This is a genomic window from Limimaricola cinnabarinus LL-001 (genome assembly GCF_000466965.1).
GTDB classification, from domain to species: domain Bacteria; phylum Pseudomonadota; class Alphaproteobacteria; order Rhodobacterales; family Rhodobacteraceae; genus Limimaricola; species Limimaricola cinnabarinus.
The window spans coordinates 1-25,809 of the sequence record NZ_BATB01000051.1 but is presented as its reverse complement, the minus strand read 5'-3'; the positions used below and the strand labels follow the sequence as shown (position 1 = coordinate 25,809).

Below are 25,809 nucleotides of genomic sequence, written 5' to 3'. Positions count from 1 at the left end.
GCCATGCCGATGCCGCGGCGGCGCTGGAGCGCGCCAAGGAGATCGATGCCCGCGCCCGCACCGCCCGCCGCGCCGCCGAGACGGCGCTGTCCGAGGCCGCGCGCGCGCTCAGCCGCGCCGAGGGCGAAAAGGGCCGGGCCCTGACCCGCCGTGACGCCGCGAGCGAGGCGATGGGCCGGCACGGGGCCGAGAGCCGCGCCGGGCGCGAGGCGCTGGTCGAGGCCGAGGCCGGGCTGCGCGATCTCGATGATCTCGACGCGGCGCGCGAGGCCGTGGAACAGGGCCGCCAGCTGGTCGAGGCGGCGCGGATCACCATGATCACCCGCCGCTCCGAGGCCGACGAGATCCGCCGCAACGGCGAGACCCGGGCACGCCGCGCCGAGACCGTGACGCGCGAGCTCGAAGGCTGGCGCCAGCGCGCCGAGACCGCGCGGGGCCGGGTCGGCGAGCTGACCGCCCGCCGTACCGAGACCGAGGCCGAGCTGGAGCGCGCCCGCGAGCGGCCCGAGGCGATCTTTGCTGAGCGGCGCACGCTGGATGCGGGCATCGCGCAGGCCGAGGCGCGACGCGACGCCGCCGCCGAGGCGCTGCGCGTGGCCGAGGGTGCGCTGACCGATGCGCAGGCGGCCGAACGCGCCGCCGAGCGCGCCGCCTCCGAGGCGCGCGAGCGTCGTGCCGCCTCCGAGGCGCGCGCCGAGGCCGCCCGCGCCGCCGCGACACAGGCGGCCGAGCGGATTGAGGAAACGCTGGAGACCACGCCCGAGGCATTGTTCGAAACGCTGGAGATCGGCGCGCTGGCGCCGCCGCCCACCGAGGAGGTCGAGGCCAAGGTCGCGCAGCTGCGCCGCCAGCGGGACGCGCTGGGCTCGGTCAATCTGCGCGCCGAGGAGGATGCCGAGGCGATCCGCACCGAGCATGACGGGCTGGTCGCCGAGAAGGCCGACCTCGAAGAGGCGATCCGTACCCTGCGCACCGGCATCGGCAGCCTCAACCGCGAGGGGCGCGAGCGGCTGCTCGCCGCTTTTTCACAGGTCAACGAGAACTTCGGCACGCTCTTCACGCATCTTTTCGGCGGCGGCGAAGCGCGGCTCACCTTGGTCGAGAGCGACGACCCTCTCGAAGCCGGGCTCGAGATCCTGTGCCAGCCGCCGGGCAAGAAGCTTTCGGTGCTGTCGCTGCTGTCGGGCGGCGAGCAGACGCTCACCGCGTTGGCGCTGATCTTCGCGGTGTTCCTTGCCAACCCGGCGCCGATCTGCGTACTCGACGAGGTCGATGCGCCGCTCGATGACGCCAACGTGACGCGGTTCTGCGACCTTCTGGATGAAATGGCCCGTCGCACCGATACGCGGTTCCTGATCATCACCCACCACGCTGTGACGATGGCGCGGATGGACCGTCTTTATGGGGTCACCATGGGCGAACAGGGGGTGAGCCAGCTCGTCTCGGTCGATCTTCGCAAGGCCGAGCAGATGGTCGCCTGACCGGTTGCTTAGGGGGCGAAGCAACTCGTGATTGCAGAACATAACAAGAACACTTGAGAACTTGTCCCGATTTTGGCATGACTTCCTCCTGCCGCGACACTTCGCGGCGAGGGGAGGTGATATGCATTGACCGAAGCCAGCTACCGTAAGTGGATGGTGGTCGTCGCAGTGGCAACGCTGGTGCTGACCGCTGTCCGTCTCTGGGTCGGGAGGTAATCCCCGGCAAAGAGAAACCCCCGCAGAGCGGCAACTCTGCGGGGGCCAGATCAGGGATGAAACATCATCGACCGATCGCTACCGTATGACCGATATAATGTGCATCGGTTGCCGGATTGTAAAGGCTCAGAGCAGCAGCCCAACCAGCATCCATAGCCCCATCCCAGCCATCATCACGTTCTCGGTAAGCGAAATGAACCCCAAGGGCACGTTGCTGTCGCCGCCGACACAGGCGCATTTCAGCTCGCGCTTGTCGATCCAGACCGCCTTGATGACCGACACCGCGCCCACCGTGCCGATGAACAGCGCCAAGGGGGCCGAGATCCATGTCAGCAGCAGCGCCGTCATCAGCACGCCCGCGATCGCTTCGGCCCATGGGTAGACATAGGCATAGGGCACCCATTTCTGCGCCAGCAGGTCGTAGTTGAGAAACCCGTTGGTGAAACCTTCCACGTCGCGCAGCTTCTGCAGCGCCAGAAGGCACATCGAGATCGAGATGAACCAGCCAATGGTCTGCCACGCGAGGAAGGTGCCCAGCGCCACCCATGTCACCGCGATGGCAAGTGCCAGCCCCATGCCGAAGATCGCGATCACCGGCTCGTAGGTCGTGCCCTCGGGCTTGGCGGGCTTCATGTCGAAATGCGCGCGCAGATCGTCATAGCCGCCGATCCGCTTACCATCGATGAAGGTCTGCGGGGTCGTCTTCACGTCGTGCTCACGCATGAAGGCGTCGGTCGCCTCGCGCGTGGTCAACTCGTGATCCTCGACCTCGTAGCCCTTGGCTTTCAATAGATGCAGCGACTTCTGCCCGAAAGGGCAGAGATGTTTGGGCATCGACATGCGGTAGAGCTGCGCTTTGGCCATGGCGGGGGTTCCTTTCTGACGGGCTTGCCCCCGCAACGCCCTTCCTGCGCAGGAAGGTTCCCGCTACGTCACAGCGCCTCGAGCAGGGCGGGGGTCGGCCAGGCATCGGCGGGCAGGCCCAGCCGCTGTTGTTCGGCCTGCACCGCCTGCCGGGTCATCTCGCCCAAGATGCCGTCGGCACCGCCGGCGTCATGACCGCGCGCCTGCAGTTTTTCCTGAAGCCGCACCATCTGTTCGCCCGAGAGGCCGGAGGCCGCGTTGCCCGCATCATAGACCGGCGCACCATTGAGACGATTGGCGAAATAGGCAGCAGTGGTGACGTAGACGAGGCTCTGGTTCCATTCGAAATAGACCCGGAAATTCGGGTAGGCGAGAAAGGCGGGGCCGTCCTTGCCCATCGGCAACAGCACCGAGGCGGGCAGACCGGCGGGGCCGAGGTTGCCATTGCGCCCCGCGACGCCGAGCGCCTGCCATTCGGAGACGGTCTTTTCGGTGTCGAGGCCGGTCTGGCTCCAGTCCATGCTCTCGGGCACGGTGATCTCCTGAAGCCAAGGCTCGTTCGCGCGCCAGCCCAGATGCGACAGCATCTTGCCGCCCGACAGCAGCGCGTCGCGGGCCGAGCCCTTGAGATCGACCCGGCCATCGCCGTCGCCATCCATGCCGTTCTCGATGATGTCGCGCGGTAGCATCTGCACCTGGCCGATCTCGCCGGCCCACGCGCCGGTGGTCGAAGCGGGATTGATGCCGCCCTGCGCATAAAGCTCGACCGCGGCGAGAAGCTGCGGGCGGAACAGCTCGGGGCGGCGGCAGTCATGCGCCAGCGTGGCCAGCGCGTTGACGGTATTGAAGTCACCCTGCACCGCGCCGTAATCGGTCTCGAAGGCCCAGAAGGCCAGAAGCACGCCGCGCGGCACCCCGTATTCCGCCTCGATCCGGTCGAAGGTGGCGCCGTATTTCCCGGCATTGGCGCGGCCATTGGCGATCCGGTTCTCGGAGATCAGCCGACGCGAGAAATCGACGAAATCGCGCTGGAACACGCCCTGCGCGCGGTCGGCCTGCAGCACGGCCTGATCGGGGCGCACACCCGAGAAGAAGGCGTTCACCGTGTCGGACGCATGGCCCATCGCGGCGGCCTCGGCCTTCACCCCCTCGACCCAAGCCCCGAAATCGCCGCCGCAGGGCGACTTGGGACCGGTTGCGTCCTGAGCTTGCGCGAAAGCGGGAAGGGCGGCGAGGATCAGCGGTGCTGCGAGACGGGCCTTGAGGCGCATGGGCGAATGTCCTGTCAGTTGAGGGTCGCGGTGGAGCGTGCCAGCCGCGTCCTCGGGGGGCAACTCACGTCCACGCCAGCACGATCACCACGCAAAGACCCGCCGCCCAAGCCTTCCACAGCATCGCACAGGCCGCCTCGACCGCAGCTGCACCGATCTCACGAAAGCCTTGGGGGTTCACCCAAGGGTATTCCTGCATCCGTCCGTGATAGGCGCGCGGGCCCGACAGGGCCACGCCCAGCGCGCGGGCCATCGCCGCCTCGGGCCAGCCGGCGTTGGGCGAGCGGTGCAGCCGCGCCTCGGCCGCGATCTCGCGCCATGGGCCGGGGCGCCCGGAGACGAGCCAGATCAGCAGCGCGGTCAGGCGCGCGGGGATCCAGTTCATCACGTCGTCGAGGCGGGCCGAGGCCCAGCCGAAGCCCTCGTAGCGCGGTGTGCGGTAGCCGATCATCGAATCAGCGGTGTTGACGATCTTGTAGATCAGCAGTCCTGGCAGTCCGGCGATCAGGAACCAGAACGCGGGAGCGGTGACGCCGTCGGAGAGGTTCTCGGCGGCGCTCTCGATCGCGGCGCGGGCCACCGCCGCCTCGTCCATCGCCGCCGTGTCGCGCCCGACGATCATCGACACGGCGCGGCGGCCTTCCGCGAGCGAGTGCCGCAGGCCCGCGGCCACCGCGCGGACGTGATCGACGAGGCTGCGCTGGGCGAGCAGGATCGCCGCCAAGAGGATTTCGGCAAAGGGGCCGGGCAGGGCGGCCAGCGCCTCGCCCAACGAATAGGCGCCGAACACCAGCACCGCGCAGGCCAGGATGCCACGGCCGCGCGCCGGGCCGCCAGTGTTGAGGCTTCGGTCGAACCAGCCGACCACCCGGCCCATAAGCACCGCCGGATGCGGCATGCGGCCCCAGATCTCATCGGGTTCGCCGAACACCGCGTCGAGCGCCATGGCGATCAGCAGCCACAGGCTCACAGCGCGGCCTTGAGCTGCCCCCAGCGATCCGGGGCGGGCAGGCCGAGCCGCAGATGCGTGGCGGACCATGGAAAGATCCGGCTCCAGACACCGCCCTGTGCCAGCCGCTCCTGCCATGCAGCCGCGTCATCGACCTCGTAGAGGCGAAAAAGGTCGGTGCCGCCCGCGACACGCGCCCCCCGGGCGGTCAACATCGTATCGAGCCGGGCGGCATCGGTCCGCAGCCGCTCGCGTGTGGTCCGGGCCCAGCCTGATCTTCGAGCGCCCGCGCGCCGATGGCCAGCGCCGGGCCCGAGACGGGCCACGGCCCGAGGCTCTCGGTCAGCGCCTCGATCAGGGCGGGCTCGGCGATTGCGAAGCCGAGGCGCAGCCCGGCGAGGCCCCAGAACTTGCCGAAGCTCTTGAGGACCACCGTGCCGGGGCGGCCCGCCAGCGCCACGAGCGAGGCATCGGGGCGGGTGTCGCAGAAGCTTTCGTCGATCACCGCGAAGCCGGCGGTGATCTCGGAGGCCTGCCACATGCGGCCATCCGGGTTGTTTGGGTGCACCGCGACCTGCGCCTTGGAGGAACGGGTCGAGACCTTCCAACCGGCGGCAAGAAAGGCGGCTTCGTGTTCGTTGTAGGTGGGGCCGGGGATGCGCACCGCGCCGGTCGGGGCAAGGCGGGGAAGCCGCGCGATCAGGGCCGAGGCGCCAGGGGCGGCGAGGATCGCGGCACCCTCTGGCACCCGCCAGAACCGGCGCGCCGCGGCGATGAGACGGTCCTGCGCGGCCCGGTCCGGTAGCGCGGTCCATGCGTCGAAGGGCAGCGCGCCGACGGGGTAGGGAACGGGATTGATGCCGGTCGACAGGTCGAGCCAGCCATCGCGCGCGCCGCCGTGCCGTGCGATGGCGGCGTCGAGCCCGCCGCCGTGATCGCGCGCGCCGCTCATTCGGCGTCGGGCAGGGGCGGGTGACGGGTCACGAAATGCCCCTTCACCGCCTGCGGCCACGTCCGATAGGGCACCTGACCGCTGGCGCTCTCGCCATGCAGCACCGCCCAGTCGACGATGCCCTGCGCGGCCTCTTCGGAAACCTCGAACCGGCCCAGAGTGTAGTTCAGCTTGCCCGCCGCCTGCACCGCGACATTGCAGCCCTGCTGGCAGCCCATCAGGCACGAGACGCGGCGCGTGCGCACCGGACGGCCTCGGGCCGCTTCCTCGACGAGGGCGGCGAGGCGCTCACCATCGGTCGCGCCGGAGGCGTCGTCCCAGCCCTCGCGCTTGCAGGTGTCGCAGATGGTGATCCAAGTGGGGGGGCTTTGTGTGCTCATGGCGAGGGTTCAAACCCAAAACCGCCCCGTCCACAAGCGGGACGGGGCGGGATGAAGGCAGCGCGAGGCCCTAGGCGACGTCGCGCGCCTCCAGATGGTCGCGGCCATGCGGCGCGTCGAGATCAAGATCCGGCCCGATCGGCACGATGCGATGCGGGTTAATCTTCTCGTGGCTGTAGTGGTAGTGATGCGTGATGTGATCGAAATGCACGCTCCCGGCCACGCCCGGCACCTGATAGAGTTCGCGCGTGTATCCCCAAAGATTCGGATACTCGACGAGCTTGCGGCGGTTGCATTTGAAATGCCCGTGATAGACCGCGTCGAAGCGGATCAGCGTGGTGAAAAGCCGCCAGTCGGCCTCGGTGATCCGGTCGCCCATCAGGTAGCGCTTGTCCGCGAGGCGATCTTCGAGCCAGTCGAGGCTGTCGAACAGCGCAACCACCGCTTCGTCATAGGCGCTTTGCGAGGTGGCGAAACCGGCCTTGTACACGCCGTTGTTCACCGTGTGATAGACCCGCTCGTTGACCTCATCGATCCCGTCGCGCATCGCTTCGGGCCAGTAGTCGTCATGGTTGCCGGTCAGGCCGCCGAAGGCCCCGTTCAACATGCGGATGATCTCGGCGCTCTCGTTCGAGACGATGGTGCCGCGTTCGGTGTCCCAAAGCACCGGCACGGTGACGCGGCCCGAGATGTTCGGGTCGGCCTTGGTGTAGATGTCGCGCAGGAACGGCAGGCCGAACAGGCCGTCGCCGGTCGCTCCTTTGAAATCCGTGCGGAATTCCCAGCCCTCCGTCAGCATTTCGGGATGCACGACGCTGACGCCGATATGATCTTCGAGGCCCTTCAGGGCCCGGAAGATCAGGGTGCGGTGCGCCCAAGGGCAGGCATAGGAGACATAGAGGTGATAGCGCCCGCTCTCGGCCGGAAAGCCGCCTTCGCCGGAGGGGCCGGGCCGACCGTCCGTGGTAACCCAGTTGCGGAAGGTTGTCGTCGTCCGCTCGAATTTTCCGCCCGTCGACTTGGTGTCGTACCAGACGTCGTGCCATTCGCCGTTCTGAAGCTGACCCATTTTCAGATCCCGTGATTGCTGCGCTTGGGCATGGATCTAGGGCGCGGAGGCGCGGATGTGAGGCCGATGCGCCGAACAGCTCCTGTGCGGCATGGCGCAAGATGCCCGAAGCGCGCCGCGTCCACCGCTCCGATCACTGGCGGGCGTTCGACACGCCGCTATGTGTGGGCCAAGGCCTTTCCCTAGGGAAGGGCGGCAGATGCAGGATACGAGGCGAGAGGAGCGGGGCATGAGGGACTGGCAGGGCAAACGGTATTGGCTGATCGGCGCGAGCGAGGGTCTGGGGCGCGAATTGGCCTTTTGCCTGAGCAAGGTGGGCGCGGATCTGGTGGTGAGCGCGCGCTCGCGCGAGCGGTTGGAGACGCTGGCCGCGGCGCTACCCGGTCGCGCCACGGCGCTGCCGTTCGATGTCACCGACCCGCAGGCGGTGGCCGAGGCGGCCGGGACCGTGGGCGAGATGGACGGGGTGGTGTATCTCGCTGGCACGCGCTGGCCGATGCGGGCGCATGACTGGGATCAGAACCGGATCGAGGAGATGGCACAGGTCAATTACCTCGGAGCGAGCCGGGTGATCGGCGCGGCGCTTCCCGGCATGCTAGAGCGGGGCCACGGCCATGTCGTTCTGACCGGGGCGCTGACCGGGTTCCGGGGTTTGCCCGGCTCGATCGGCCATGGCGCCTCCAAGGCCGCCGTGATGCATCTTGCGGAATCACTGCGCCACGATCTGCGCGACACCGGGGTCGAGGTCCAGCTTGTGAATCCCGGTGCGATCCGGACCCGTCTGCGCGAAAGAGGAGACGGCGATACGTCCTTCGTCATGGAGCCCGCCCGCGCCGCGCGCGAGATGTTCGAGCATATGAGTTCCGATCGTTTCAAGATCAATTTCCCCTATGGCGCGTCGCTGCCGCTGCGAGCGGCGCAGTTCCTGCCGGATTGGGCGTATTTCAGGTTGTTTGCACGGAAATGACTTGGGGCGCATCAAAGGGGGTGTTGCAGATTTGGCACGTGAATGTGGCGCAAATCAGGCGGCTCCCTGACGCTGCGGCAATTTCGTTTGACGATTCATCGTCGGACTTCATATGCCCTGTGAGAGAGGGGCGATGTGCGGCCCTGTTGCAAAAATGACCCGGCCGCCGAGCATCGGTTGAACGTCGGGACCAGATTTGCGAGAGGCGCGTTCAACGACCATGGAACCCGTAACGGACCCGGCCTGTGGTCGGACTCTGGAATCGAAAAGGACACTGAAATGAACGCCACCTACAAACTGCTGATGGCATCGACCATCCTCGGCCTCGTCGGCACCACCGCCATGGCGCAGAGCTTCGACGACGTGAACAGCCCGGTCTTCAGCAACGAAAACCAGCTCGACGACAACCTCGAGGATCTGGACGAGGACATCGAGGACGATTTCGAAGTCGACACCCCCACCTTCGGCAACGAAGGTCGTGAACTCGGCTTCACCGGCTCGATCTCGGCCCGCGGCACCGCCACCAGCGGCAACACCGACACCTCGACCATCGGCCTCGGCGCTCGCTTCGGCTTCTTCGACGGCGTCAACGGCCACGAAGTCAAGCTGAGCTACAGCTACTTCGACGCCGAGGACGACGCGGACGACCTGAACCGTCTGCTCGCCGGCTACGACTACACCCGCGACTTCTCGGACACGTTCTACGGCTTCGGCACCGCCGTCGTGGCCTATGACGAGGACGACAGCTTCGAAACCGATGCCTTCATCGCGCCGGCGTGGGCTACCGCGTGTTCAACACCCCCGACGTGCAGTGGTCGATCCAGGCTGGCCCGGGCTACCGCTACCTCGAGACCGCTGATGGCGAGGAAATCGACGAGGCCGCTCTCTCCGTGTCGTCGAACTACTACAACCGGATCTCGCCGGACCTGTTCATCACCAACGACACCGACGTCATCGCTTCGGACCGTGACACCTACGTCACCAACGATTTCGGCGTGACCGTCTCGATGAGCGACGCTCTGGCGATGCGCACCAACCTGTACACCGAGTACCGCACCGATCCGGAGCCCGGCTTCGACGACACCGACAACACCCTCGGCGTGTCGATCGTCTACTCCTTCAACTGATCTCCCTCGATCGGTTGCATTCCGGAAAGGGAGGCGGGGAAACCCGTCTCCCTTTTTCCGTTTTTGAGGCCCACCTTGGGGCCATACGTTCCCGGAAGCCGACGATGCGCGAAGATGTTGTTTGAAGCTGCCGCCGGACCGGGTCAGTCTGGTGCAGAGGCATCACGGAGGACTCCCATGCGCCATCTGCTGACAAGCGCCGCCATATTGTTGTGGGCCGGTGCGGCCATGGCGCAGGACGCGGCCCTGCTCTTGGGCACGGAACGCTACGAAACATTGGGCCGGCTGTCGCGCGGCACCGAGATTCTCGGCGCGGCCGAGCCGCTGCGGGATCTGGGCTTTTCGGTCTTCGCGCTACCCAATGGCCGCGCCGACAGCACCGCTCAGACCGCGCGCAACTGGCTCGAACAGGTGCCCGAGGGCAATCGGCTCGTGGTGGCGCTTTCGGGGCGATTCGCCACCGACGGGGCACGCAGCTGGTTCCTGACCGCCGAGGCCGATGGTCCGGGGCTTCTGACGCCGGGGGCGGCGGCACTGCCGGTGGAAGGGGTGCTGCGGGCTCTCGCCGAGGCGCCGGGCCGCGCGTTGCTGCTGCTGGGTGTCGAGGATGGCGGCTCGAACCGCTACGACCCTTGGGTCGGCGAGGGGCTGGGCGCGCTCGAGATCCCACAAGGCGTCACCGTCCTCACCGGCAGTCCGCGCGCGGTGGCGCAGTTCATGACCGGCCCGCTGGCCGAACCGCGCGCCGATCTGTCCCGCGCGATCGCCGACGCGGAGGGGCTTCAGGCGCAGGGCTATCAGCCGCGTGCGCGGATCTTCATGCCGGCGCGGCCCGACACCCCTGCCGCCGCGACGGCTCCACGCGCCGACCCGGCCGCCGAAGAGGCGCTGTGGCAGGGGACGGTGGCGCTGGGCAGCATCGAGGCCTATCGCGACTATCTCTCGCGCTATCCACAAGGCGCGCAGGCCGAGGCCGCCGAGGCCGCCATCGCCGCGATCATCGCCGAGCCGAACCGCGACGCGCGGCTTGCCGAGGAAGCGATCGGCCTGTCGCGCGATCAGCGCCGCGACCTGCAGCGCAGCCTGAGCCTGCTGGAGTTCAATACCCGGGGCATCGATGGCATCTTCGGCCCCGGCACGCGGCAGGCGATCACCAACTGGCAGCAACAGAACGGCTTCGCACAGACCTCCTATCTCACCCCCGAGCAGATCGGCCGCATCGACGCGCAGGCCGCGCGCCGCAACGCCGAACTGGAGGCTCAGGCCGAACGGCAGCGGCAAGAGGCGGCGCGGCAGGATCGCTCGTTCTGGGACGAGACCGGCGCGCGCGGCGACGAGCCGGGGCTCAGGGCCTATCTCGACCGCTATCCCGACGGGGTCTTCGCCGAGACCGCCGCCGACCGGCTGACGCTGATCGAGGAGGAAAAGCGCCGCGCCGCGCAGGCCGAGGACAGCGCCGCGTGGGACCGGGCGCGCGAGGCCGATACCATCGAGGCCTATCGCGACTACCAGAGCGCCTTTCCCGAGGGCAGTTTCAAGGCCGAGGCCGAAGCGAAGGTCGCGGCCCTGAGCGAGGAGGTGGCGCAGAGCGATGCGCGGGCCGCGGCGGAGCAGCTCGAGCGGGATCTGGGCCTCAACGCGCTGACGGCGCGGCTGGTGGAGCAGCGGCTCGATGCGCAGGGGCTGGAGCCGGGCGAGGTCGACGGCACCTTCGACCAAGCCACGCGCCGCGCGATTCGCCGCTATCAGAGCAACCGCGAGATCGAGGCGTCGGGCTATCTCGACGAGGCGACGGTGGTGCGGCTCCTGGCCGATTCCGTTCAGGGAATCGTCGACCAATAAGCAAAGATTCACTCCGCCCGAATCGCATAGCTCCGGGCGGGGCTCCATGGCCCCCGGCATCGGCGCAAAGCGGCCTTGGCACGAAGAAAAAGGGCCGCCTCCTTGCGGAGACGACCCTCGATCCTTGGTCTGCCCGAAACGGGCAGGTGGCCAGCTTCAGCCTGACGGGCCTTGAAGCGGCGCTGCGTCTTGTTGATGACGTAGACGCGGCCCTTGCGGCGCACGACGCGGCAATCGCGGTGGCGCTGCTTGAGCGAACGAAGCGAGTTGGCGACCTTCATGGGGTGCTCTCCTTGTCGCGGCGCGGCGATTGCGCCGTGGTTGCAAAATTCGGCCCCCGAAAAGGGGGCCGGTGAAATCCGTGGTGGGCGGTACAAGGTTCGAACTTGTGACCCCTTCGATGTCAACGAAGTGCTCTACCGCTGAGCTAACCGCCCTTGCCTGCCGCCGTTCCGTGTCTCTTGAGAGCCACCGTTCGGCGCCGGGTGAGCGGTGCTATACGGGGAACGGCTGGGGGGTTCAAGGGGTTTTGGCATGAGAAGTTTCCGGGCTATCTATTCTGTCGGAGCCCTCTTGTGGAGTTCGCGCGCATGGCCGCCTTCGACCTGATCAGACCGGCGGTGCGCACCAGCTGCGTCGTCTTCGCTTCGCCGCATTCGGGGCGCGACTATCCCGCGTCGCTGTTGCTGCGCAGCGAACTCGACGCCCGGCAGATCCGATCTTCGGAAGACGCCTTCGTCGACAGGCTCTTCGAAACGGCACCTTTGCACGGCGCACCGCTTCTGGCAGCACGCGCGCCGCGCGCCTGGGTCGATCTCAACCGGGCCTCGGACGAGTTCGACCCCGCATTGATCGAAGGCGTGGCGCGACGGCCCCACAACCCGCGCGTGGCCAGCGGGCTGGGGGTGATTCCGCGTGTCGTCGCGGGGGGGCGGGCGATTTATTCAGGCAAGATCGAACTCGATGAGGCACATGAACGGATCGACAGCTGCTGGACGCCCTATCACGCGGCGCTGCAGGACCTTTTGACCGAGAGCCATGTCGAGTTCGGCGAATCGATCCTGATCGATTGCCACTCGATGCCGCATGAGGCGATCGAACTGGCGGGCGGCCCCGGCGGGCGGCGTCCGCATGTGGTGCTCGGCGATCGTTTCGGCGCGGCGGCGGCACCCCGGGTCATGGCGCGCATCGAGGCGGCCTTTGTCTCGGCCGGTCTGCGGGTGGCCCGCAACACGCCTTTCGCCGGGGCCTATGTGACGCAGGCCTATGGCCGCCCCTCGCGGCGCCAGCACGCGATCCAGATCGAGATCGATCGCTCGCTCTACATGGACGAGGCGCTGGTTGTGCCCCATGCGGGTTTCGACGCGTTCCGCACGCGGCTCGACCGCGTGATCGCGCAGATTGCGGCGATCGGGCGCTCCGAGGCCGAGCGGGTCGCGGCAGAGTAGAAGCGCGGAACCGGCGGCCCGCCGCGCTGGTTGAACGGATGCGGCCCGTCCGGGGCCGACCATCAACCCCGGAGGATCGGTCTTGCCCCTCATACCCGTGGAGCTTCAGCCGGTCGTGGCCCTTGTGCTGCTCGGCCTGTTGTTCGTGGCCTTCCTCTTGGAACGGTTTCCTCCCGACGTCACCGCCGCCGGTGCGGCGGCGCTGTTCGTGGCGCTGGGGCTGACGCCGTCCGAGCAGGTGCTCGGGGTGTTCTCGAACCCCGCGCCGATCACCATCGCGGCGATGTTCGTGATTTCCGGCGCGCTGGTGCGCACCGGGCTTCTCGACGCGCTCGCCGCACTGGTCATTGCGCGGGCTGAGACACGGCCCAAGGTCGCCGTGGCGGTGTTCCTGACAGCGACGCTTCTGGCCTCGGGCATCGTCAACAATACGCCCGTGGTGCTGATCCTGATCCCGGTGATGATTCGCCTCGCCCGATCGCTCGGCATCGCCGAGACGCGACTGTTGATCCCTTTGTCCTATGCGGCGGTGCTGGGCGGCACGCTCACCCTGATCGGTAGTTCCACCAACCTGCTGGTGCCGGCGTCGCCGCCGAACGCGGTCTGGCCCCCTTCGGTATCTTCGAGATCGCGCCCGTGGGCCTCGCCCTAGGCGCGGTGGGCGGCGTGGCCTTGGCGGTGCTGGGGCCATGGCTTCTGCCCGACCGGCGGGCGCGCAACGACGCGGGTGCCAATGAGACGACGTTCCTGACCGAAATCCGTTTGCTCGAGGGCCATCCCGGTCTCGGCAAGCCCTTGGCAGAGGTGGCCGATCTGAGCCGACCGGGCATCCGCATCACGGCGCGGCGCGAAGGCGCGCGGTTGCGGCGCTCGAATCTCGACGAGCATGTCGTTTCGGTGGGCGACGTGTTCGTCGCCATGGCCACGACCTCGGAGATCCTGACACTTCGGGACATCGCGGGGCTGGGTGTCGGCCTGCGGCGCGGCACCGGCGGCCGGGCGAGCGAGGAGGATCTCGTCGTCGCCGAGGCAATGGTGACGCCGACCCATGGCAGCCCGCGCGACACCGTCTCGCAGCTTTCGGTGGGGTATCGCTACGGGCTGCGGGTGCTGGGTGCGCATCGGCAGGGCCATGTGCCGGGGGCCGATCTCGGCTCGGCCCGGCTCCGCCCCGCCGACAAGCTTCTGCTCGAAGGCACGACGGAAGGATTCGACCGCCTCGCGCAGGGAGGCGAGCTGGTCTCTGTCACCCGGCCTTCGGGGCGCGCCTATCGCCGCCGCCGCGCGCCGCTGGCGCTTCTGGCCCTCTTTGCGGTGGTCGGTCTCGCAGCCTTTGATGTGGCGCCGATCTCGCTGCTGGCATTGGGGGCGGTGGCGGCGATCCTGCTGTGCCGTTGCATCGACAACGACGAGGCATGGGGCTCGGTCGATGCGGGCATCCTGGTGCTGATCCTGTCGATGCTGATCGTCGGCGTGGGCCTCGAAGAGACCGGCACGGTGGCGCTGATCGTCGATACTCTGGCCCCGTGGCTCGAAGGTCTGCCGCCGATCGCGCTTCTTGCGGCGCTCTATGCGCTCACATCGATCCTGACCGAGACGGTCACCAACAACGCCGTGGCGGTGGTGGTCGCGCCGATCGCGGTGGCGCTGGGGCAGGAGACGGGGGTCGATCCGCGTGCGCTGGTGGTCGCGGTGATGATGGGGGCCTCCGCCAGTTTCGCCACGCCGGTGGGCTACCAGACCAACACACTGGTCTATGGCGCGGGCGAATACCGGTTCTCGGACTTCCTCAAGATTGGCCTGCCTATGAACCTGATCGTCGGGCTGGCGGCCGTGCTGGTGATTCCGCTGGTGTTTCCGCTGACACCGGGTTGAGGCATGAAGTTGATTTCCCTCTCAGCGCGCTTTGACCGACATTGGATCGCATGACCCGTATTCTCGTTGCCCTGTCGCTTGCCCTCGCGCTCTTCGCCCCGCCCATCAGCGCCCAAGAGGCGTCCGAGCGGCGCTGCCTGCCGGGGGGCGGCCCTTGCATCGCGCTCGACAGCTATATCCCCGATGTCTGCGCCGCCATCGAGACCTTTGCGGACCGCAACGCGCTCGACGTCGGATTCTTCGCGCGGTTGCTGTGGCGCGAGAGCTTGTTCGACGCGGGCGCGGTAAGCCCGGCGGGCGCGCTCGGCATCGCGCAGTTCATGCCCGGTACCGCCAAGCTGCGTGGTTTGGCCGACCCGTTCGACCCGGTTCAGGCTCTTGCCGCCTCAGCCGCCTATCTCGCGGAACTGGCCGAACGTTTTGGCAGCCTCGGTCTTGCCGCCGTCGCCTACAATGCGGGCGAAGCCCGGGCCGAGAAGTTCCTTGCCGGCAATGATTGGCTGCCCGGCGAAACGGAGGCCTACGTGCAGGCGATCACCGGCTTTGCCGCGCGCGACTGGCGCGACAGCCCGCCCGAGAAGATCGACCTGACCTTGGCCTCGGGCCGGCCATTCCAAGAGGCCTGCCTAGAGCAGGCCAAGGGGCGCAGCATCGCACAGTTCCGGGTCACGGTGCCGATCCTGCCATGGGGCGTGATCCTCGCTTCGGCGCCGGGACGCGGCGCAGTGGAGAAACGGCTGGCGCAGATTCGACGGCAGGCAGGCGGGGTGATCGGCTCCGAGCAGGTGGCCTTCACCCGGTCGCGGCTTCCGGGTCAGCCGGCGCGGCGTCACGTCGCCCAGATCGGCCGCGAAAGCCGGGCCGAGGCCAATGCGCTCTGTTCGAGGCTGCGCGCGGCGGGCGCACCCTGCATGGTGCTGAAGAACTAGCGCAGCGCGCGGCCCTTGAGGATCGCCTCCGCGCCGAATCGCGCGCGGATCGCGTCCGCCGCCCTCTCGGCCCGCTCCCGTGCGGCGCGGCCTGGATCGAGCAGGTCCGCCTCGGAGGGCGCGGTTGCCGCCGGTGACAGCTCTGACAACCCGACACCCAGGAGCCTATAGGCACCGCTTTCGCCGCGCCCGTCGAACAACCCGCGCGCGGTGCGGTAGAGCGTATCGGCGATCTGTGTCGGCGCGCGCAGGCTGACCCGGCGGGTCAGCAGCGTGTGATCGGCCCGCTTGAGCTTGAGCGTCACAACGCGGCCCACGAGATCGCGGGCCTTGGCGCGCGACGACACCTTCTCGGCCATACGCCAGATATGGCCGTCGAGGATCTCGGGGTCGCGGGTGTCGATTTCGAAGGTGGTCTCGTTGGAGATGCCCTTGACCGGCTCATGTGCCGTGACCCGTCTGCGATCCTCACCCCGCGCGAGGTGATAGATCCGCTCGCCCAAGCCCCCGAAGCGCCGCACGAGATCGGAAAGCTCCCAGCGCAGCACGTCCTCGAAGGTGCGGATGCCAACGGCGTCGAGGCTGGCCTGCGCCTGCGGCCCGACGCCCCAGATCAGGCCGATCGGCTTGGGGCGCAGAAGATCGACGGTTTCCGCCTTGCCGATCACCGAAAAGCCGCGCGGCTTGTCGAAATCGCTGGCCATCTTGGCGAGAAACTTGTTGTGCGACAGTCCGATGGAACCGGTGAGGCCCAGCTCGTCCTGCATCCGGCGTGTGAGCTGCGCCAGCATCACAGCAGGCGGCGCGCCGTGCAGTCGTTCGGTCCCGGTGAGGTCGAGAAACGCCTCGTCGAGCGACAGCGGCTCGATCGCGGGGGTCATCTCCTCCATCATCGCACGGATCGCGCGGGAGGCCTCGGAATAGGCTTCGAATCGCGGCTTTACCACCACCGCGTCGGGGCAAAGCTTTAGCGCCTGAAACATCGGCATCGCCGATTTCACGCCGCGGATACGCGCGAGGTAGCAGGCGGTCGAGACGACGCCGCGCCGGCCGCCGCCGACGATCACCGGCTTGTCGATCAGATCGGGGTTGTCGCGCTTCTCGACGCTGGCGAAGAAGGCGTCGCAGTCCATGTGCGCGATGGACAGCGTGAACAGTTCGGAATGGGATGTGACGCGCGGGTTGCGGCAGGCGGGGCAGCGTTTGCCCGCCTCGAAGGCATGGAGACAGGCGCGGCAAAGGGACGGCATGGCGACATCATATAGCCGGGCATGGGGCGGCGAAAGCTTCGACGGTGCGAAAGCGGCGTTGTTTGTGGGCGATCGCCTGCTCGTGATCCGGCGCGACGACCGGCCTGACATCGCCTTTCCCGGCGCGCTGGATTTCCCGGGCGGGGGGCGCGAGAGCGGGGAGAGTCCCGAGGCGACGCTGGCCCGCGAGATGCGCGAGGAGGTGGGGCTGGAGATGGGCCGGGCCGAGATGCTGTGGCAGCGGAGCTTCGACGGCGTCATCCGCCCCGGCCTCGTCTGGTTCTACTTGCTGCGCATGGCGGCGACGGCAGAGGCCGAGATCGTTCTCGGCGATGAGGGGCAAGGCTGGGCGCTGATGACGCCCGAGACCTTTCTGGCCGCGCCCGACGCGGTGCCAGCCCTGCAGGCGCGGCTCAGGCTCTGGCAGTCGCTCTAGCGGAACCGCGCCAGAAGATCGCGCGCGCCCGACAGCATGAGAGAAGCGTCGATGCCGACGGCGGTGAAGCGGGTGCCACGCGCCATGCAGGCCTGCGCAAAATCACCGTCGAGCGTCAGGATGCCCGCTGGCACGCCCAAGGCGCCGAGCCGGTCGATCGCGCCCATGATCGCCTCGACGACCTCCGGATGGTCCTGCCGCCCCGGACGGCCGAGGCTGGCGGCGAGATCGGCGGGGCCGATGAACACGCCGTCGACCCCCTCCACCCCCGCGATTTCCTCGAGCCGATCAAGCGCGGCGCGGGTCTCGACCTGCACCAGCACGCAGGTCTCCTCATGCGCGCGGGCCATGTAATCGCCGATCCGGCCATAGCGCGTCGCCCGGTGCAGCCCGGCCACGCCACGCATGCCAACGGGCGGGTAGCGGGTGGCGGCAACGGCAGCGCGCGCCTCCTCGGCCGATTGCACGTAAGGAATGAGCAGCGTCTGCGCGCCGAAATCCAAGAGCCGCTTGATCAGGACCGGGTCGTTCCAGGCGGGCCGCACCACAGCCGAGGTGCCGGGCTCGGCCGCCATGGCCTGCAGTGCCGGTAGCACGTCGGAGACGTCAGTGGGCGAATGCTCGGTGTCGATCACCACCCAGTCATAGCCCAGCCCCGACAGCGCCTCGGGCACCAGCGGGCCGGTGATCATGTTCCACAGACCGATCTGCTGGCGCCCTTCGCGCAGGGCTGCCTTGAACTGGTTCTTCGGGTTCTCCATGGCGTCTCCTATGCGCGCTGCGCGGGCCCCCGCCGACGTCGAAAGGCCGGTCCCTATCAAAGGATCGGCGCGATTCCGGGCGGTTGCAAGCGCGGCGGCGGAAATGTCACGCGTTTCGAACGACCGGTGCGGATCCTGCAAGACATGCTCTGGCGGAACGATCTCGCTTGGCGTATGTTTCCTATAGGAAACGGTTCTGCCGGGAGAGAGCAGGACGGTCTGCCGCCGAAGGAGCAGTCGCGCGCCCCGCGATCTCTCAGGCAAAAGGACCGGTCGGGCCGCATGACATCCGGAGAGAGGCTGAAAGGCCCGCCGAAGGGGAAAGTCGCGATCCGCATGATGCGGGGACGACGAAGCTCTCAGGCACCAGGGACGGAAGGGGCGCGCTGGAGCAGGCCAAATGCCGCATTACGCCGTCTTGGGCGCCGGGATCACCGGCGTCACCACCGCCTATTCATTGTGGAAACGGGGCCACGAGGTCACCGTCTTCGATCGGCAGCGCTATGCCGCGATGGAGACGAGCTTTGCCAATGGCGGCCAGCTTTCGGCCTCGAACGCCGAGGTCTGGAACCGCTGGGCCACCGTGCTCAAGGGCACGAAGTGGCTGCTGAAGCCCGACGCGCCCCTGTCGGTGAACCCCAAGCCGTCGTGGCACAAGTTGAGCTGGATGGCCGAGTTTCTCGGGCAGATCCGCAATTACGAGGCCAACACCGTCGCCACCACGAAACTCGCCATCGCAGCGCGAGCCGGGATGCGCGAGATGGCCGAGACGGCGGGGATCGACTTCGACTTCTCGCCCGCCTCGATCGTACATTTCTACCAGACCGAGAGGGACCTCGCGGATGGGCGGCGGGTCAACAAGCTCTTGGCGCAGGGCGGGCTGCGGCGCGACGAACTGAGCCCCGAGGAGGTACGGGCCCGGGTACCTCAGCTGACCGGGCCCCTCACTGGCGGCTTCGTCACGACAAGCGATTCCACCGGCGACATCCACAAGTTCACCACCGGGCTCGCCGATTGGCTGGCGGGGCAGGGTGTGCGGTTCCGGATGGGGGCGGAGATCACCGATGTCGCGGCGCATGATGACGGTGTTACCGTGAGGGTCGGGGAGCCCGCGCGTTTCGACGGCGTGGTGGTCTGCGCCGGCGTCGGCTCGCGCGCGATTGCGGCGAAGCTCGGCGACCGGGTGAACATCTACCCCGTGAAGGGCTACTCCATCACCGTGAACCTGCGCGACGCAGTGAGCCGCGCCGCCGCGCCTCATGTTTCGCTCCTTGATGACAAGGCCAAGATCGTCACCTCGCGGCTGGGCGAGGACCGGTTCCGCGTGGCAGGGACGGCCGAGTTCAACGGCTACAACCGTGACATCCGTTCGGATCGCGTGAAGCCGCTGGTCGATTGGGTCGAGCGGCTGTTTCCGGGCGTATCGACCGAGCATTGCGTGCCATGGGCCGGCCTGCGGCCGATGATGCCGAACATGATGGCAAAAGTGGGCGCGGGCCGCCGTCCCGGCGTGTTCTACAACACCGGGCACGGGCATCTGGGCTGGACGCTTTCGGCCGCGACCGCCGAGGCGTTGGGCGAGACAATTGGCGAAGGCCAATTGGTGCGCGACTTTCGCAACATGACAGTACAAGCGGCCTGATCAGGCCTGCTTGTCACAAGAAAGGCCCGCCTGTTGGCGGGCCTTTTCGTATCGAGGACGAGCGAAAATCTCAGAGATGCGACCACAGCGAGGCGCCGCTGTCGGACATGCGCATCGCATGGCGGGTCAGGCTGGCGCGCACATGGCCCGCATCCATGTCGATCGGACCGGCCACTTGGCAGGGGTAGCGGTAGGTGGTGCCGTTGCGGTCCACGTCCACGCGCGCCTCGAAGGCACCGATCTGGGCGTTGTAGCGCACGTCGCCGAGTCTGATGGTCTGCATTCGAAGTGTCTCCGCTGCTCGCTTTTTCTGGTTCGTCAACCGCCAATACGCGATTTCGGTTCCCTGTGGCGACGAAGACTCTTTGATCTCGATCCTGTGATCCCATTAGGCGTTCGGTGTGCAGGCCTGCGGCGACATCATTTCCCTGGTGATGGCCTCGGCGGCGGCGCGGGGGTCTTCGGCCTGCCACACCGGCCGACCGACCACGACGTGATCGGCCCCTGCCGCGATCGCTTGCGCGGGCGTCATTACCCGCTTCTGATCGCCGAGCGCCGCCCCTACGGGGCGCACGCCCGGCGTGACGATGAGCTTGCCCGCCGCCTGCGGCAGCGCCCGGATCAGCGTCGCCTCCTGCGGGCTGGCGATCACCCCGTCCGCCCCGGCCTCGAGCGCGCGGCCGGCGCGCTCCACTACCATCTGGGTGACGTCGCCCGCGCGCATCATCCCTTCGTCGAGATCGTCGCGATCGAGCGAGGTCAGGATCGTCACGGCGAGGATCTTCATCTCCTTACCGCCCGCGCCCTCGCGCGCGGCGCGCACCACGTGCGGATCGCCATGGACGGTCAGAAAATCGAGGTCGAACTGTGCCAGCCCGCGCACCGCCGCCTCGACCGTGGCCCCGATGTCGAACAGCTTCATGTCCAGAAAGATGCGCTTGCCATGTTCGTCCTTGAGTTCGCGCGCCAGCGCGAGGCCGCCCCCCGTGAGCATCCCCAGCCCGATCTTGTAGAACGACACCGCGTCACCGAGCGTTTCGGCGAGCTTGAGCCCCGAGATCGCGTCGGGACGGTCAATGGCAACGATCAGGCGGTCATCGGCGGGGATCGGGACGGTCATGGCGGGCTCTCCGGGGCTTTGGGGGGTCGCGCGCTTTTGGCGCGCGGCGCACGGCCGCGTCAAGCGCGGGGGTATGGGAACGCGCGGGCGGGGGCGGCGTTGCGCCTGTGAAAGGGGCCTCGCGCCTCAGCCAAGGAGACCGACATGGCCGACAAACCCCGCAGCTCGCGCCGCGCGCTGCTCTACGCGATGATCCCGATGGGATTCATCCTTCTCGTCATCTTCCTCGTGGTCGGCGGCTGGTTCCGCGCAGAAGAGGCCGAAGAGTTCGACACCGCGCCGCTCGAGGTGCCGAGCCAGTCGCCCGACACGACGGGCGAGACCGGCGATGCGGAGCCCGACGACGCGATCATCGACGACGCCCAGACCGACGCGGCCGAGCCGCAGACCCCCGACGACATGGTGCGCCCGAGCGTGGCCGACAGCGACAGCGACAGCCTCGGCGAACCCGAGGATGACAACGTCGATGACGATGGTGGCCTCGACCCCGTGCCCCCCTCCGAGTGATCGACGCAAGTCATTGACAACAGGGCCATCGGGCGCGTTCCGGTGGCCCTTTTTGCGACTGTGATACTTGCGCAACGCCCTCTCGCCTCCCATTTTCCGAGCAGAGGCCCGAACCGGAGCGCGCCGCCAGAGCGGGCGTTCTTTCACCGGGCGCTTTGATCAAGGAGAGACAGATGAACCTCGACAAGTTCACTGAGCGTTCGCGCGGCTTCGTTCAGGCTGCGCAGACCATCGCGATGCGCGAAAGCCACCAGCGCCTCGCGCCCGAGCACCTGCTGAAGGCGCTCATGGATGACGATCAGGGCCTTGCCACCAACCTCATCACCAATGCGGGCGGCGACGCGGCCCGCGTGCGCGAGGCGGTCGATGCCGCCGTGTCCAAGCTGCCCAGGGTGTCGGGCGACGCGGGCCAGACCTATCTCGACCAATCCACCGGCAAGGTGCTGGACGAGGCCGAGCAGATCGCCAAGAAGGCCGGGGACAGCTTTGTGCCCGCCGAGCGCATTCTCATGGCGCTGGCCATGGTGAAGTCCAAGGCAAAGGAGGCACTCGACGCCGGAAAGGTCTCGGCCCAATCGCTCAACGCGGCGATCAATGCCGTGCGCAAGGGGCGTACCGCCGACAGCGCCAATGCCGAGGAAGGCTATGAGGCGCTCAAGAAATACGCGCGCGACCTGACCGAGGCCGCCGAGCAGGGCAAGATCGATCCGATCATCGGTCGCGACGAGGAGATCCGCCGCGCCATGCAGGTGCTGTCGCGCCGCACCAAGAACAACCCGGTGCTGATCGGCGAGCCGGGCGTCGGCAAGACCGCGATCGCCGAGGGCCTCGCGCTGCGCATCATCGACGGCGACGTGCCCGAATCCCTGCGCAACAAGCGGCTGATGTCGCTCGACATGGGCGCGCTGATTGCGGGGGCGAAGTATCGCGGCGAGTTCGAGGAGCGGCTGAAGGCGGTCTTGAAGGAGATCGAGGCCGCGGCGGGCGAGGTCATCCTGTTCATCGACGAGATGCACACCCTCGTGGGCGCGGGCAAATCCGACGGCGCGATGGATGCGGCCAACCTGATCAAGCCCGCGTTGGCGCGCGGCGAACTGCACTGCATTGGCGCCACCACCCTCGATGAGTATGGCAAATACGTCGAGAAAGACGCAGCTCTTGCCCGTCGGTTCCAGCCTCTGATGGTCGAGGAGCCGACGCCGGAGGACACGATCTCGATCCTGCGCGGCATCCGCGAGAAATACGAGCTGCACCACGGGGTGCGGATCTCGGACTCGGCGCTCGTCGCGGCGGCGCAGCTGTCGCACCGCTACATCACCGACCGCTTCCTGCCCGACAAGGCGATCGACCTCGTGGACGAGGCCGCGAGCCGTCTGCGCATGGAGGTCGACAGCAAGCCCGAGGAGCTCGACGCGCTCGACCGCTCGATCTTGCAGATGCAGATCGAGGCCGAGGCGCTGCGCCGCGAGGATGACGAGGCCTCCAAGGAGCGCTTGGCAAAGATCGAGGAAGAGCTCGGTGCCCTCACCGAAAAGGCTGACGCGATGACTGCCAAGTGGCAGGCCGAGCGGGACCGCCTCGAAGGCTCGCGCACATTGAAGGAGCGTCTCGACCGCGCCCGCGCCGAGCTCGATATCGCCAAGCGCGAGGGTAATCTCGCGAAGGCAGGCGAGCTCAGCTACGGCGTGATCCCGCAGCTAGAGCGTGAGCTGAGCCATGCCGAAACCTCTGACGACCCGCTGATGGTCGAGGAGGCGGTGCGACCGGAGCAGATCGCCGAAGTCGTGGAGCGCTGGACCGGCATTCCGACCTCGAAGATGCTTGAAGGCGAGCGCGAGAAGCTTCTGCGCATGGAAGAGGAGCTGGGTCGTCGCGTCATCGGCCAGCAGACCGCCGTGCGGGCGGTAGCCAACGCCGTGCGCCGCGCGCGCGCCGGGCTCAACGACGAGAATCGACCGCTTGGCTCGTTCCTGTTCCTCGGGCCGACCGGCGTGGGCAAGACCGAGCTGACCAAGGCCGTGGCCGAATACCTCTTCGACGATGATCAGGCGATGGTGCGCATCGACATGTCTGAATTCATGGAGAAGCACGCGGTCGCCCGTCTTATCGGCGCGCCTCCGGGCTATGTCGGCTATGACGAGGGCGGCGTGCTGACCGAGGCCGTGCGGCGCAGGCCGTATCAGGTGATCCTGTTCGATGAGGTCGAGAAGGCACATCCCGATGTCTTCAACGTCCTGCTGCAGGTGCTCGACGACGGCGTGCTGACCGATGGCCAAGGTCGGCGCGTGGACTTCAAGCAGACGCTGATCGTGCTGACCTCAAACCTTGGGGCGCAGGCGCTGAGCCAGCTGCCGGATGGGGCCGATGCGGGGCGCGCCAAGCGCGACGTGATGGATGCGGTGCGGGCGCATTTTCGGCCCGAATTCCTGAACCGTCTGGACGAGACGATCATCTTCGACCGGCTGGGCCGAGAGGACATGTCGGGCATCGTCGAGATCCAGCTGAGCCGTCTCGAAAAGCGGCTGGCGGGGCGCAACATCACCCTGACCCTCGACGATTCGGCCAAGGCGTGGCTGGCCGAGGAGGGCTATGACCCGGTCTTCGGCGCACGGCCCCTGAAGCGGGTGATCCAGCGGGCGCTGCAGGACCAGCTCGCGGAGATGATCCTCGCGGGGGATATCCGGGACGCCAGTCGGTGCAGGTAAGTGCCGGGGCCGACGGGCTGATCGTCGGTGACCGGGTCTCCGGTACGGCCCGGCCCAAGCCCGAGGGTGCGGTGCTGCACTGACACAGATTGCGCCTTATTGGCGCGGCGGCCCCGGCGGAGCGATCCGCCGGGGTCTTTGTACATTACACGGCGTCAACGCATCGTGACGCCTGCAACATGGCGCTCTCGGGTAACGTGCCTAGATAATTCGAAGACGCAGAGGAGACCCCGAATGGCCCATCGCTGGATGAACGACCTGACCCGCGCCGACGCGACACCGCGCGGTATGTTCCTGAACCGCCGCCAGATCATGGCCGGGGCCGGGGCGCTGGGCCTGTCGGGCCTCGCGGGGGGAGCGGGCGCCCAAGCGGCGCTGGAGCCGAACAGCTTCGAGGAGATCACCTCCTACAACAATTACTACGAGTTCGGCACCGGCAAGACCGATCCAGCCAAGAACGCCGCTGCGCTCGACACCTCCGATTGGACGGTCACTGTCGATGGCCTCGTTGACAATCCGGGGACTTTCCCGCTCTCGGAGCTTCTCGCCGGCCTTACGGTCGAGGAGCGGATCTACCGCCTGCGCTGCGTTGAGGCGTGGTCGATGGTCGTGCCGTGGCAGGGGATCGAGCTGAAGGACATCCTCGACCGGGCGGGGGTGCAGTCCAGCGCGCGCTACGTCGCCTTCGAGACCGCCGTGCAGCCCGACAACATGCCTGGCGTACGCCGCGGTGTGCTCGATTTCCCCTATGTGGAGGGGTTGCGTCTCGACGAGGCGATGCATCCGTTGACGATTCTGGCGACCGGCCTCTATGACAAGCCGATGCCGAACCAGAACGGCGCGCCGATTCGCCTCGTGGTGCCGTGGAAATACGGCTTCAAATCGATCAAGTCGATCACCCGCATCTCCCTCGTCGAGGATGAGCCGCCGACCACCTGGAACCGCCTCGCGCCCTCGGAATACGGCTTTTATGCCAATGTGAACCCCACTGTGGACCATCCCCGCTGGAGCCAATCCTCCGAGCGGCGCATCGGCGGCGGCCTGTTCTCGGCGCGTCAGGACACGTTGATGTATAACGGGTATGATGAGGTTGCGGCGCTCTATAATGGCATGGATCTCAAGGCGCAGTTCTGATGGCGCGGCCGCTCACCACCGCTCAGAAGATCAATGGCGTGCTGCGCCGCGTGCCCACATGGTCGCTCTATGTGCTTGGGGCGCTTTGGGCAGCCTTCCTCTTCTGGCAGGCGCTGACGGGACGGTTGGGCGTTGAGCCGATCAACGCGCTCGAGCGCGAATACGGTGATACGGCGCTCAAGCTTCTGGTGGCGGGCCTCGCGGTGACGCCGCTACTGAAATACACCCGCGTCAGCCTGCTGAAGTTTCGCCGTGCGATCGGTCTTCTGACCTTCTTTTTCGTACTGGCTCATTTCTCGGTCTGGGCCCTGCTCGACGTCCAGAGCTTTGGCCGGGTCTGGGCCGACATCCTCAAGCGGCCCTATGTCACCGTAGGCATGATCGCCTTCGTCGGGCTGATCCCGCTGGCGCTGACCTCGAACAACCTTTCGATCCGGAAGCTGGGCCGCAACTGGCGTCGCCTTCACCAACTCGTCTATGGCATCGCGATTCTGGGCGCCGTGCACTTTATCTGGCTTTCCAAGGGGTTTCAGATCGAACCACTGGTCTATCTCGGTCTGATCCTCGGGCTTCTGGCAATCCGGATTCGCTGGAAGACATTCAAGCGGCGCGACGTCGTCGGGACCTGATAGGTCGATCGAACAGGGGTGTTCAGGATATTGCCGGGCGAAGGCACCCCCGGATATGATGACGTCCCCAAGACCCTGCCATCGCATAATATTCTGCCATTTGTGACGATGAGATGAAAAAGTCGAAAAAACCGCTTGCGGGCGTCGGAACCTTTCCCTAGATAGCCCCTTACCGGCGGCGCAGAGATGCAGCGTCGGTGGGAAATTCCGAAGGGGACGAGGCGGGGCGCCGCGAGTTAGGGCGCTGTCGTTTTT

The 25,809-nt window shown here is 67.3% G+C and carries 21 protein-coding genes, 1 tRNA gene, 4 pseudogenes and 1 riboswitch; of the genes and pseudogenes, 14 read left to right on the top strand and 12 right to left on the bottom strand.

Annotated elements, in window-relative coordinates; translation table 11 throughout:
* Positions 1-1,481, top strand: a 1,481-nt coding sequence (locus MBELCI_RS14485) for a chromosome segregation protein SMC (protein ID WP_045320224.1), incomplete at its 5' end; no start/stop codon positions are given.
* 342 nt (positions 1,482-1,823) lie between these two features.
* Here MBELCI_RS14485 and MBELCI_RS14480 read toward each other — a convergent pair.
* The 6 genes and pseudogenes from MBELCI_RS14480 to MBELCI_RS14455 all read right to left on the bottom strand — a co-directional run bounded on the left by MBELCI_RS14480 (position 1,824) and on the right by MBELCI_RS14455 (position 7,182).
* Positions 1,824-2,561: a glutaredoxin family protein gene (locus MBELCI_RS14480; protein ID WP_021695003.1), complete on the bottom strand. Its 738-nt coding sequence runs from the start codon at positions 2,559-2,561 to the stop codon at positions 1,824-1,826.
* A gap of 68 nt (positions 2,562-2,629) precedes the next feature.
* Positions 2,630-3,832, bottom strand: coding sequence for a lytic murein transglycosylase (locus tag MBELCI_RS14475; protein WP_021695002.1), 1,203 nt, complete (start codon positions 3,830-3,832; stop codon positions 2,630-2,632).
* A gap of 64 nt (positions 3,833-3,896) precedes the next feature.
* On the bottom strand, positions 3,897-4,802 hold the full coding sequence (cbiB, locus tag MBELCI_RS14470; RefSeq protein WP_021695001.1) for an adenosylcobinamide-phosphate synthase CbiB: 906 nt from the start codon (positions 4,800-4,802) through the stop codon (positions 3,897-3,899).
* Positions 4,799-5,733, bottom strand: a pseudogene (gene cobD, locus MBELCI_RS14465) (threonine-phosphate decarboxylase CobD). Before cobD ends, cbiB begins: the two are co-directional and overlap by 4 nt.
* Entirely contained in the window at positions 5,730-6,113 is a 384-nt protein-coding gene (locus MBELCI_RS14460) for a DUF1636 family protein (protein ID WP_021694999.1), read from the bottom strand. Before MBELCI_RS14460 ends, cobD begins: the two are co-directional and overlap by 4 nt.
* A 70-nt stretch (positions 6,114-6,183) precedes the next feature.
* Positions 6,184-7,182: a glutathione S-transferase family protein gene (locus MBELCI_RS14455; RefSeq protein ID WP_021694998.1), complete on the bottom strand. Its 999-nt coding sequence runs from the start codon at positions 7,180-7,182 to the stop codon at positions 6,184-6,186.
* A 229-nt stretch (positions 7,183-7,411) separates the two neighbouring features.
* Between MBELCI_RS14455 and MBELCI_RS14450 the strand changes: the two genes are divergently transcribed.
* From MBELCI_RS14450 to MBELCI_RS14440, 3 genes and pseudogenes are all read left to right on the top strand, one after another.
* On the top strand, positions 7,412-8,149 hold the full coding sequence (locus tag MBELCI_RS14450; protein ID WP_021694997.1) for an SDR family NAD(P)-dependent oxidoreductase: 738 nt from the start codon (positions 7,412-7,414) through the stop codon (positions 8,147-8,149).
* 279 nt (positions 8,150-8,428) lie between these two features.
* A pseudogene (locus tag MBELCI_RS22710) lies at positions 8,429-9,276 on the top strand (DUF481 domain-containing protein).
* Between the two features lie 177 nt (positions 9,277-9,453).
* A complete protein-coding gene (locus MBELCI_RS14440) occupies positions 9,454-11,118 on the top strand; it encodes a peptidoglycan-binding domain-containing protein (RefSeq protein WP_021694994.1) in 1,665 nt (554 codons plus the stop codon).
* A 161-nt stretch (positions 11,119-11,279) separates the two neighbouring features.
* Here MBELCI_RS14440 and ykgO read toward each other — a convergent pair.
* Together ykgO and MBELCI_RS14430 are read right to left on the bottom strand one after the other, a co-directional pair.
* Positions 11,280-11,399: pseudogene (gene ykgO / locus MBELCI_RS14435) on the bottom strand (type B 50S ribosomal protein L36); the annotation flags it as partial.
* Between the two features lie 81 nt (positions 11,400-11,480).
* Positions 11,481-11,555 (bottom strand) — tRNA-Val (locus MBELCI_RS14430).
* A 153-nt stretch (positions 11,556-11,708) separates the two neighbouring features.
* On the opposite strand from MBELCI_RS14430, the gene MBELCI_RS14425 reads away from it, so the two are divergent.
* The 4 genes from MBELCI_RS14425 to MBELCI_RS14415 all read left to right on the top strand — a co-directional run bounded on the left by MBELCI_RS14425 (position 11,709) and on the right by MBELCI_RS14415 (position 15,370).
* On the top strand, positions 11,709-12,566 hold the full coding sequence (locus MBELCI_RS14425) for an N-formylglutamate amidohydrolase (protein ID WP_045320225.1): 858 nt from the start codon (positions 11,709-11,711) through the stop codon (positions 12,564-12,566).
* An 82-nt stretch (positions 12,567-12,648) separates the two neighbouring features.
* Positions 12,649-13,218 carry an SLC13 family permease gene (locus MBELCI_RS22705; RefSeq protein WP_369385471.1) on the top strand — a complete coding sequence of 190 codons (570 nt, stop codon included), beginning with the start codon at positions 12,649-12,651 and terminating at the stop codon, positions 13,216-13,218.
* A complete protein-coding gene (locus tag MBELCI_RS14420; protein ID WP_369385470.1) occupies positions 13,203-14,441 on the top strand; it encodes an SLC13 family permease in 1,239 nt (412 codons plus the stop codon). The genes MBELCI_RS22705 and MBELCI_RS14420 overlap by 16 nt, the downstream gene beginning before the upstream one ends.
* 50 nt (positions 14,442-14,491) lie before the next feature.
* A complete protein-coding gene (locus tag MBELCI_RS14415; protein ID WP_021694990.1) occupies positions 14,492-15,370 on the top strand; it encodes a lytic transglycosylase domain-containing protein in 879 nt (292 codons plus the stop codon).
* On the opposite strand, the gene MBELCI_RS14410 is transcribed toward MBELCI_RS14415, so the two are convergent.
* Positions 15,367-16,620, bottom strand: a complete 1,254-nt coding sequence (locus MBELCI_RS14410) for a DNA polymerase IV (RefSeq protein ID WP_021694989.1) — start codon at positions 16,618-16,620, stop codon at positions 15,367-15,369. The genes MBELCI_RS14415 and MBELCI_RS14410 overlap by 4 nt on opposite strands.
* Here MBELCI_RS14410 and MBELCI_RS14405 point away from each other — a divergent pair.
* Positions 16,619-17,056, top strand: a complete 438-nt coding sequence (locus MBELCI_RS14405) for an NUDIX domain-containing protein (protein ID WP_021694988.1) — start codon at positions 16,619-16,621, stop codon at positions 17,054-17,056. The genes MBELCI_RS14410 and MBELCI_RS14405 overlap by 2 nt on opposite strands.
* Here MBELCI_RS14405 and MBELCI_RS14400 read toward each other — a convergent pair.
* Positions 17,053-17,817: an HpcH/HpaI aldolase family protein gene (locus tag MBELCI_RS14400; RefSeq protein ID WP_021694987.1), complete on the bottom strand. Its 765-nt coding sequence runs from the start codon at positions 17,815-17,817 to the stop codon at positions 17,053-17,055. The two genes, MBELCI_RS14405 and MBELCI_RS14400, sit on opposite strands and share 4 nt — an antisense overlap.
* Positions 17,818-18,007: 190 nt before the next feature.
* Positions 18,008-18,099, top strand: a riboswitch (glycine riboswitch).
* A gap of 118 nt (positions 18,100-18,217) precedes the next feature.
* Between MBELCI_RS14400 and MBELCI_RS14395 the strand changes: the two genes are divergently transcribed.
* The gene (locus MBELCI_RS14395; protein ID WP_021694986.1) at positions 18,218-19,459 is read left to right on the top strand and encodes a D-amino acid dehydrogenase; all 1,242 of its coding nucleotides are present in this window, start codon (positions 18,218-18,220) and stop codon (positions 19,457-19,459) included.
* Positions 19,460-19,529: 70 nt separating this feature from the next.
* On the opposite strand, the gene MBELCI_RS14390 is transcribed toward MBELCI_RS14395, so the two are convergent.
* Together MBELCI_RS14390 and pyrF are read right to left on the bottom strand one after the other, a co-directional pair.
* Positions 19,530-19,742 carry a hypothetical protein gene (locus MBELCI_RS14390; protein ID WP_021694985.1) on the bottom strand — a complete coding sequence of 71 codons (213 nt, stop codon included), beginning with the start codon at positions 19,740-19,742 and terminating at the stop codon, positions 19,530-19,532.
* A 105-nt stretch (positions 19,743-19,847) separates the two neighbouring features.
* Entirely contained in the window at positions 19,848-20,579 is a 732-nt protein-coding gene (gene pyrF / locus MBELCI_RS14385) for an orotidine-5'-phosphate decarboxylase (protein ID WP_021694984.1), read from the bottom strand.
* A 144-nt stretch (positions 20,580-20,723) separates the two neighbouring features.
* Here pyrF and MBELCI_RS14380 point away from each other — a divergent pair, with 144 nt between their 5' ends.
* The 4 genes and pseudogenes from MBELCI_RS14380 (at position 20,724) to msrQ (ending at position 25,554) form a co-directional block, all read left to right on the top strand.
* Entirely contained in the window at positions 20,724-21,086 is a 363-nt protein-coding gene (locus tag MBELCI_RS14380) for a hypothetical protein (protein ID WP_021694983.1), read from the top strand.
* A 173-nt stretch (positions 21,087-21,259) separates the two neighbouring features.
* Positions 21,260-23,874, top strand: a pseudogene (clpB, locus tag MBELCI_RS14375) (ATP-dependent chaperone ClpB).
* A 151-nt stretch (positions 23,875-24,025) separates the two neighbouring features.
* On the top strand, positions 24,026-24,925 hold the full coding sequence (gene msrP / locus MBELCI_RS14370) for a protein-methionine-sulfoxide reductase catalytic subunit MsrP (protein ID WP_021694981.1): 900 nt from the start codon (positions 24,026-24,028) through the stop codon (positions 24,923-24,925).
* Positions 24,925-25,554 (top strand): protein-methionine-sulfoxide reductase heme-binding subunit MsrQ, encoded by a 630-nt coding sequence (msrQ, locus tag MBELCI_RS14365; RefSeq protein ID WP_021694980.1) that lies wholly within the window; start codon positions 24,925-24,927, stop codon positions 25,552-25,554. The genes msrP and msrQ overlap by 1 nt, the downstream gene beginning before the upstream one ends.
* Positions 25,555-25,809: the final 255 nt, after the last annotated feature.

Bases quoted from the DNA above. Each gene is read 5' to 3' on its own strand.
- MBELCI_RS14395 (WP_021694986.1), top strand. From the start codon at position 18,218: ATGCCGCATTACGCCGTCTTGGGCGCCGGGATCACCGGCGTCACCACC.
- MBELCI_RS14400 (WP_021694987.1), bottom strand. From the start codon at position 17,817: ATGGAGAACCCGAAGAACCAGTTCAAGGCAGCCCTGCGCGAAGGGCGC.
- MBELCI_RS14475 (WP_021695002.1), bottom strand. From the start codon at position 3,832: ATGCGCCTCAAGGCCCGTCTCGCAGCACCGCTGATCCTCGCCGCCCTT.
- MBELCI_RS14425 (WP_045320225.1), top strand. From the start codon at position 11,709: ATGGCCGCCTTCGACCTGATCAGACCGGCGGTGCGCACCAGCTGCGTC.
- MBELCI_RS14380 (WP_021694983.1), top strand. From the start codon at position 20,724: ATGGCCGACAAACCCCGCAGCTCGCGCCGCGCGCTGCTCTACGCGATG.
- MBELCI_RS14460 (WP_021694999.1), bottom strand. From the start codon at position 6,113: ATGAGCACACAAAGCCCCCCCACTTGGATCACCATCTGCGACACCTGC.
- MBELCI_RS14405 (WP_021694988.1), top strand. From the start codon at position 16,619: ATGGCGACATCATATAGCCGGGCATGGGGCGGCGAAAGCTTCGACGGT.
- pyrF (WP_021694984.1), bottom strand. From the start codon at position 20,579: ATGACCGTCCCGATCCCCGCCGATGACCGCCTGATCGTTGCCATTGAC.
- MBELCI_RS14440 (WP_021694994.1), top strand. From the start codon at position 9,454: ATGCGCCATCTGCTGACAAGCGCCGCCATATTGTTGTGGGCCGGTGCG.
- MBELCI_RS14415 (WP_021694990.1), top strand. From the start codon at position 14,492: ATGACCCGTATTCTCGTTGCCCTGTCGCTTGCCCTCGCGCTCTTCGCC.
- msrP (WP_021694981.1), top strand. From the start codon at position 24,026: ATGGCCCATCGCTGGATGAACGACCTGACCCGCGCCGACGCGACACCG.
- MBELCI_RS14455 (WP_021694998.1), bottom strand. From the start codon at position 7,182: ATGGGTCAGCTTCAGAACGGCGAATGGCACGACGTCTGGTACGACACC.
- MBELCI_RS14480 (WP_021695003.1), bottom strand. From the start codon at position 2,561: ATGGCCAAAGCGCAGCTCTACCGCATGTCGATGCCCAAACATCTCTGC.
- msrQ (WP_021694980.1), top strand. From the start codon at position 24,925: ATGGCGCGGCCGCTCACCACCGCTCAGAAGATCAATGGCGTGCTGCGC.
- MBELCI_RS14410 (WP_021694989.1), bottom strand. From the start codon at position 16,620: ATGCCGTCCCTTTGCCGCGCCTGTCTCCATGCCTTCGAGGCGGGCAAA.
- MBELCI_RS14390 (WP_021694985.1), bottom strand. From the start codon at position 19,742: ATGCAGACCATCAGACTCGGCGACGTGCGCTACAACGCCCAGATCGGT.
- MBELCI_RS14450 (WP_021694997.1), top strand. From the start codon at position 7,412: ATGAGGGACTGGCAGGGCAAACGGTATTGGCTGATCGGCGCGAGCGAG.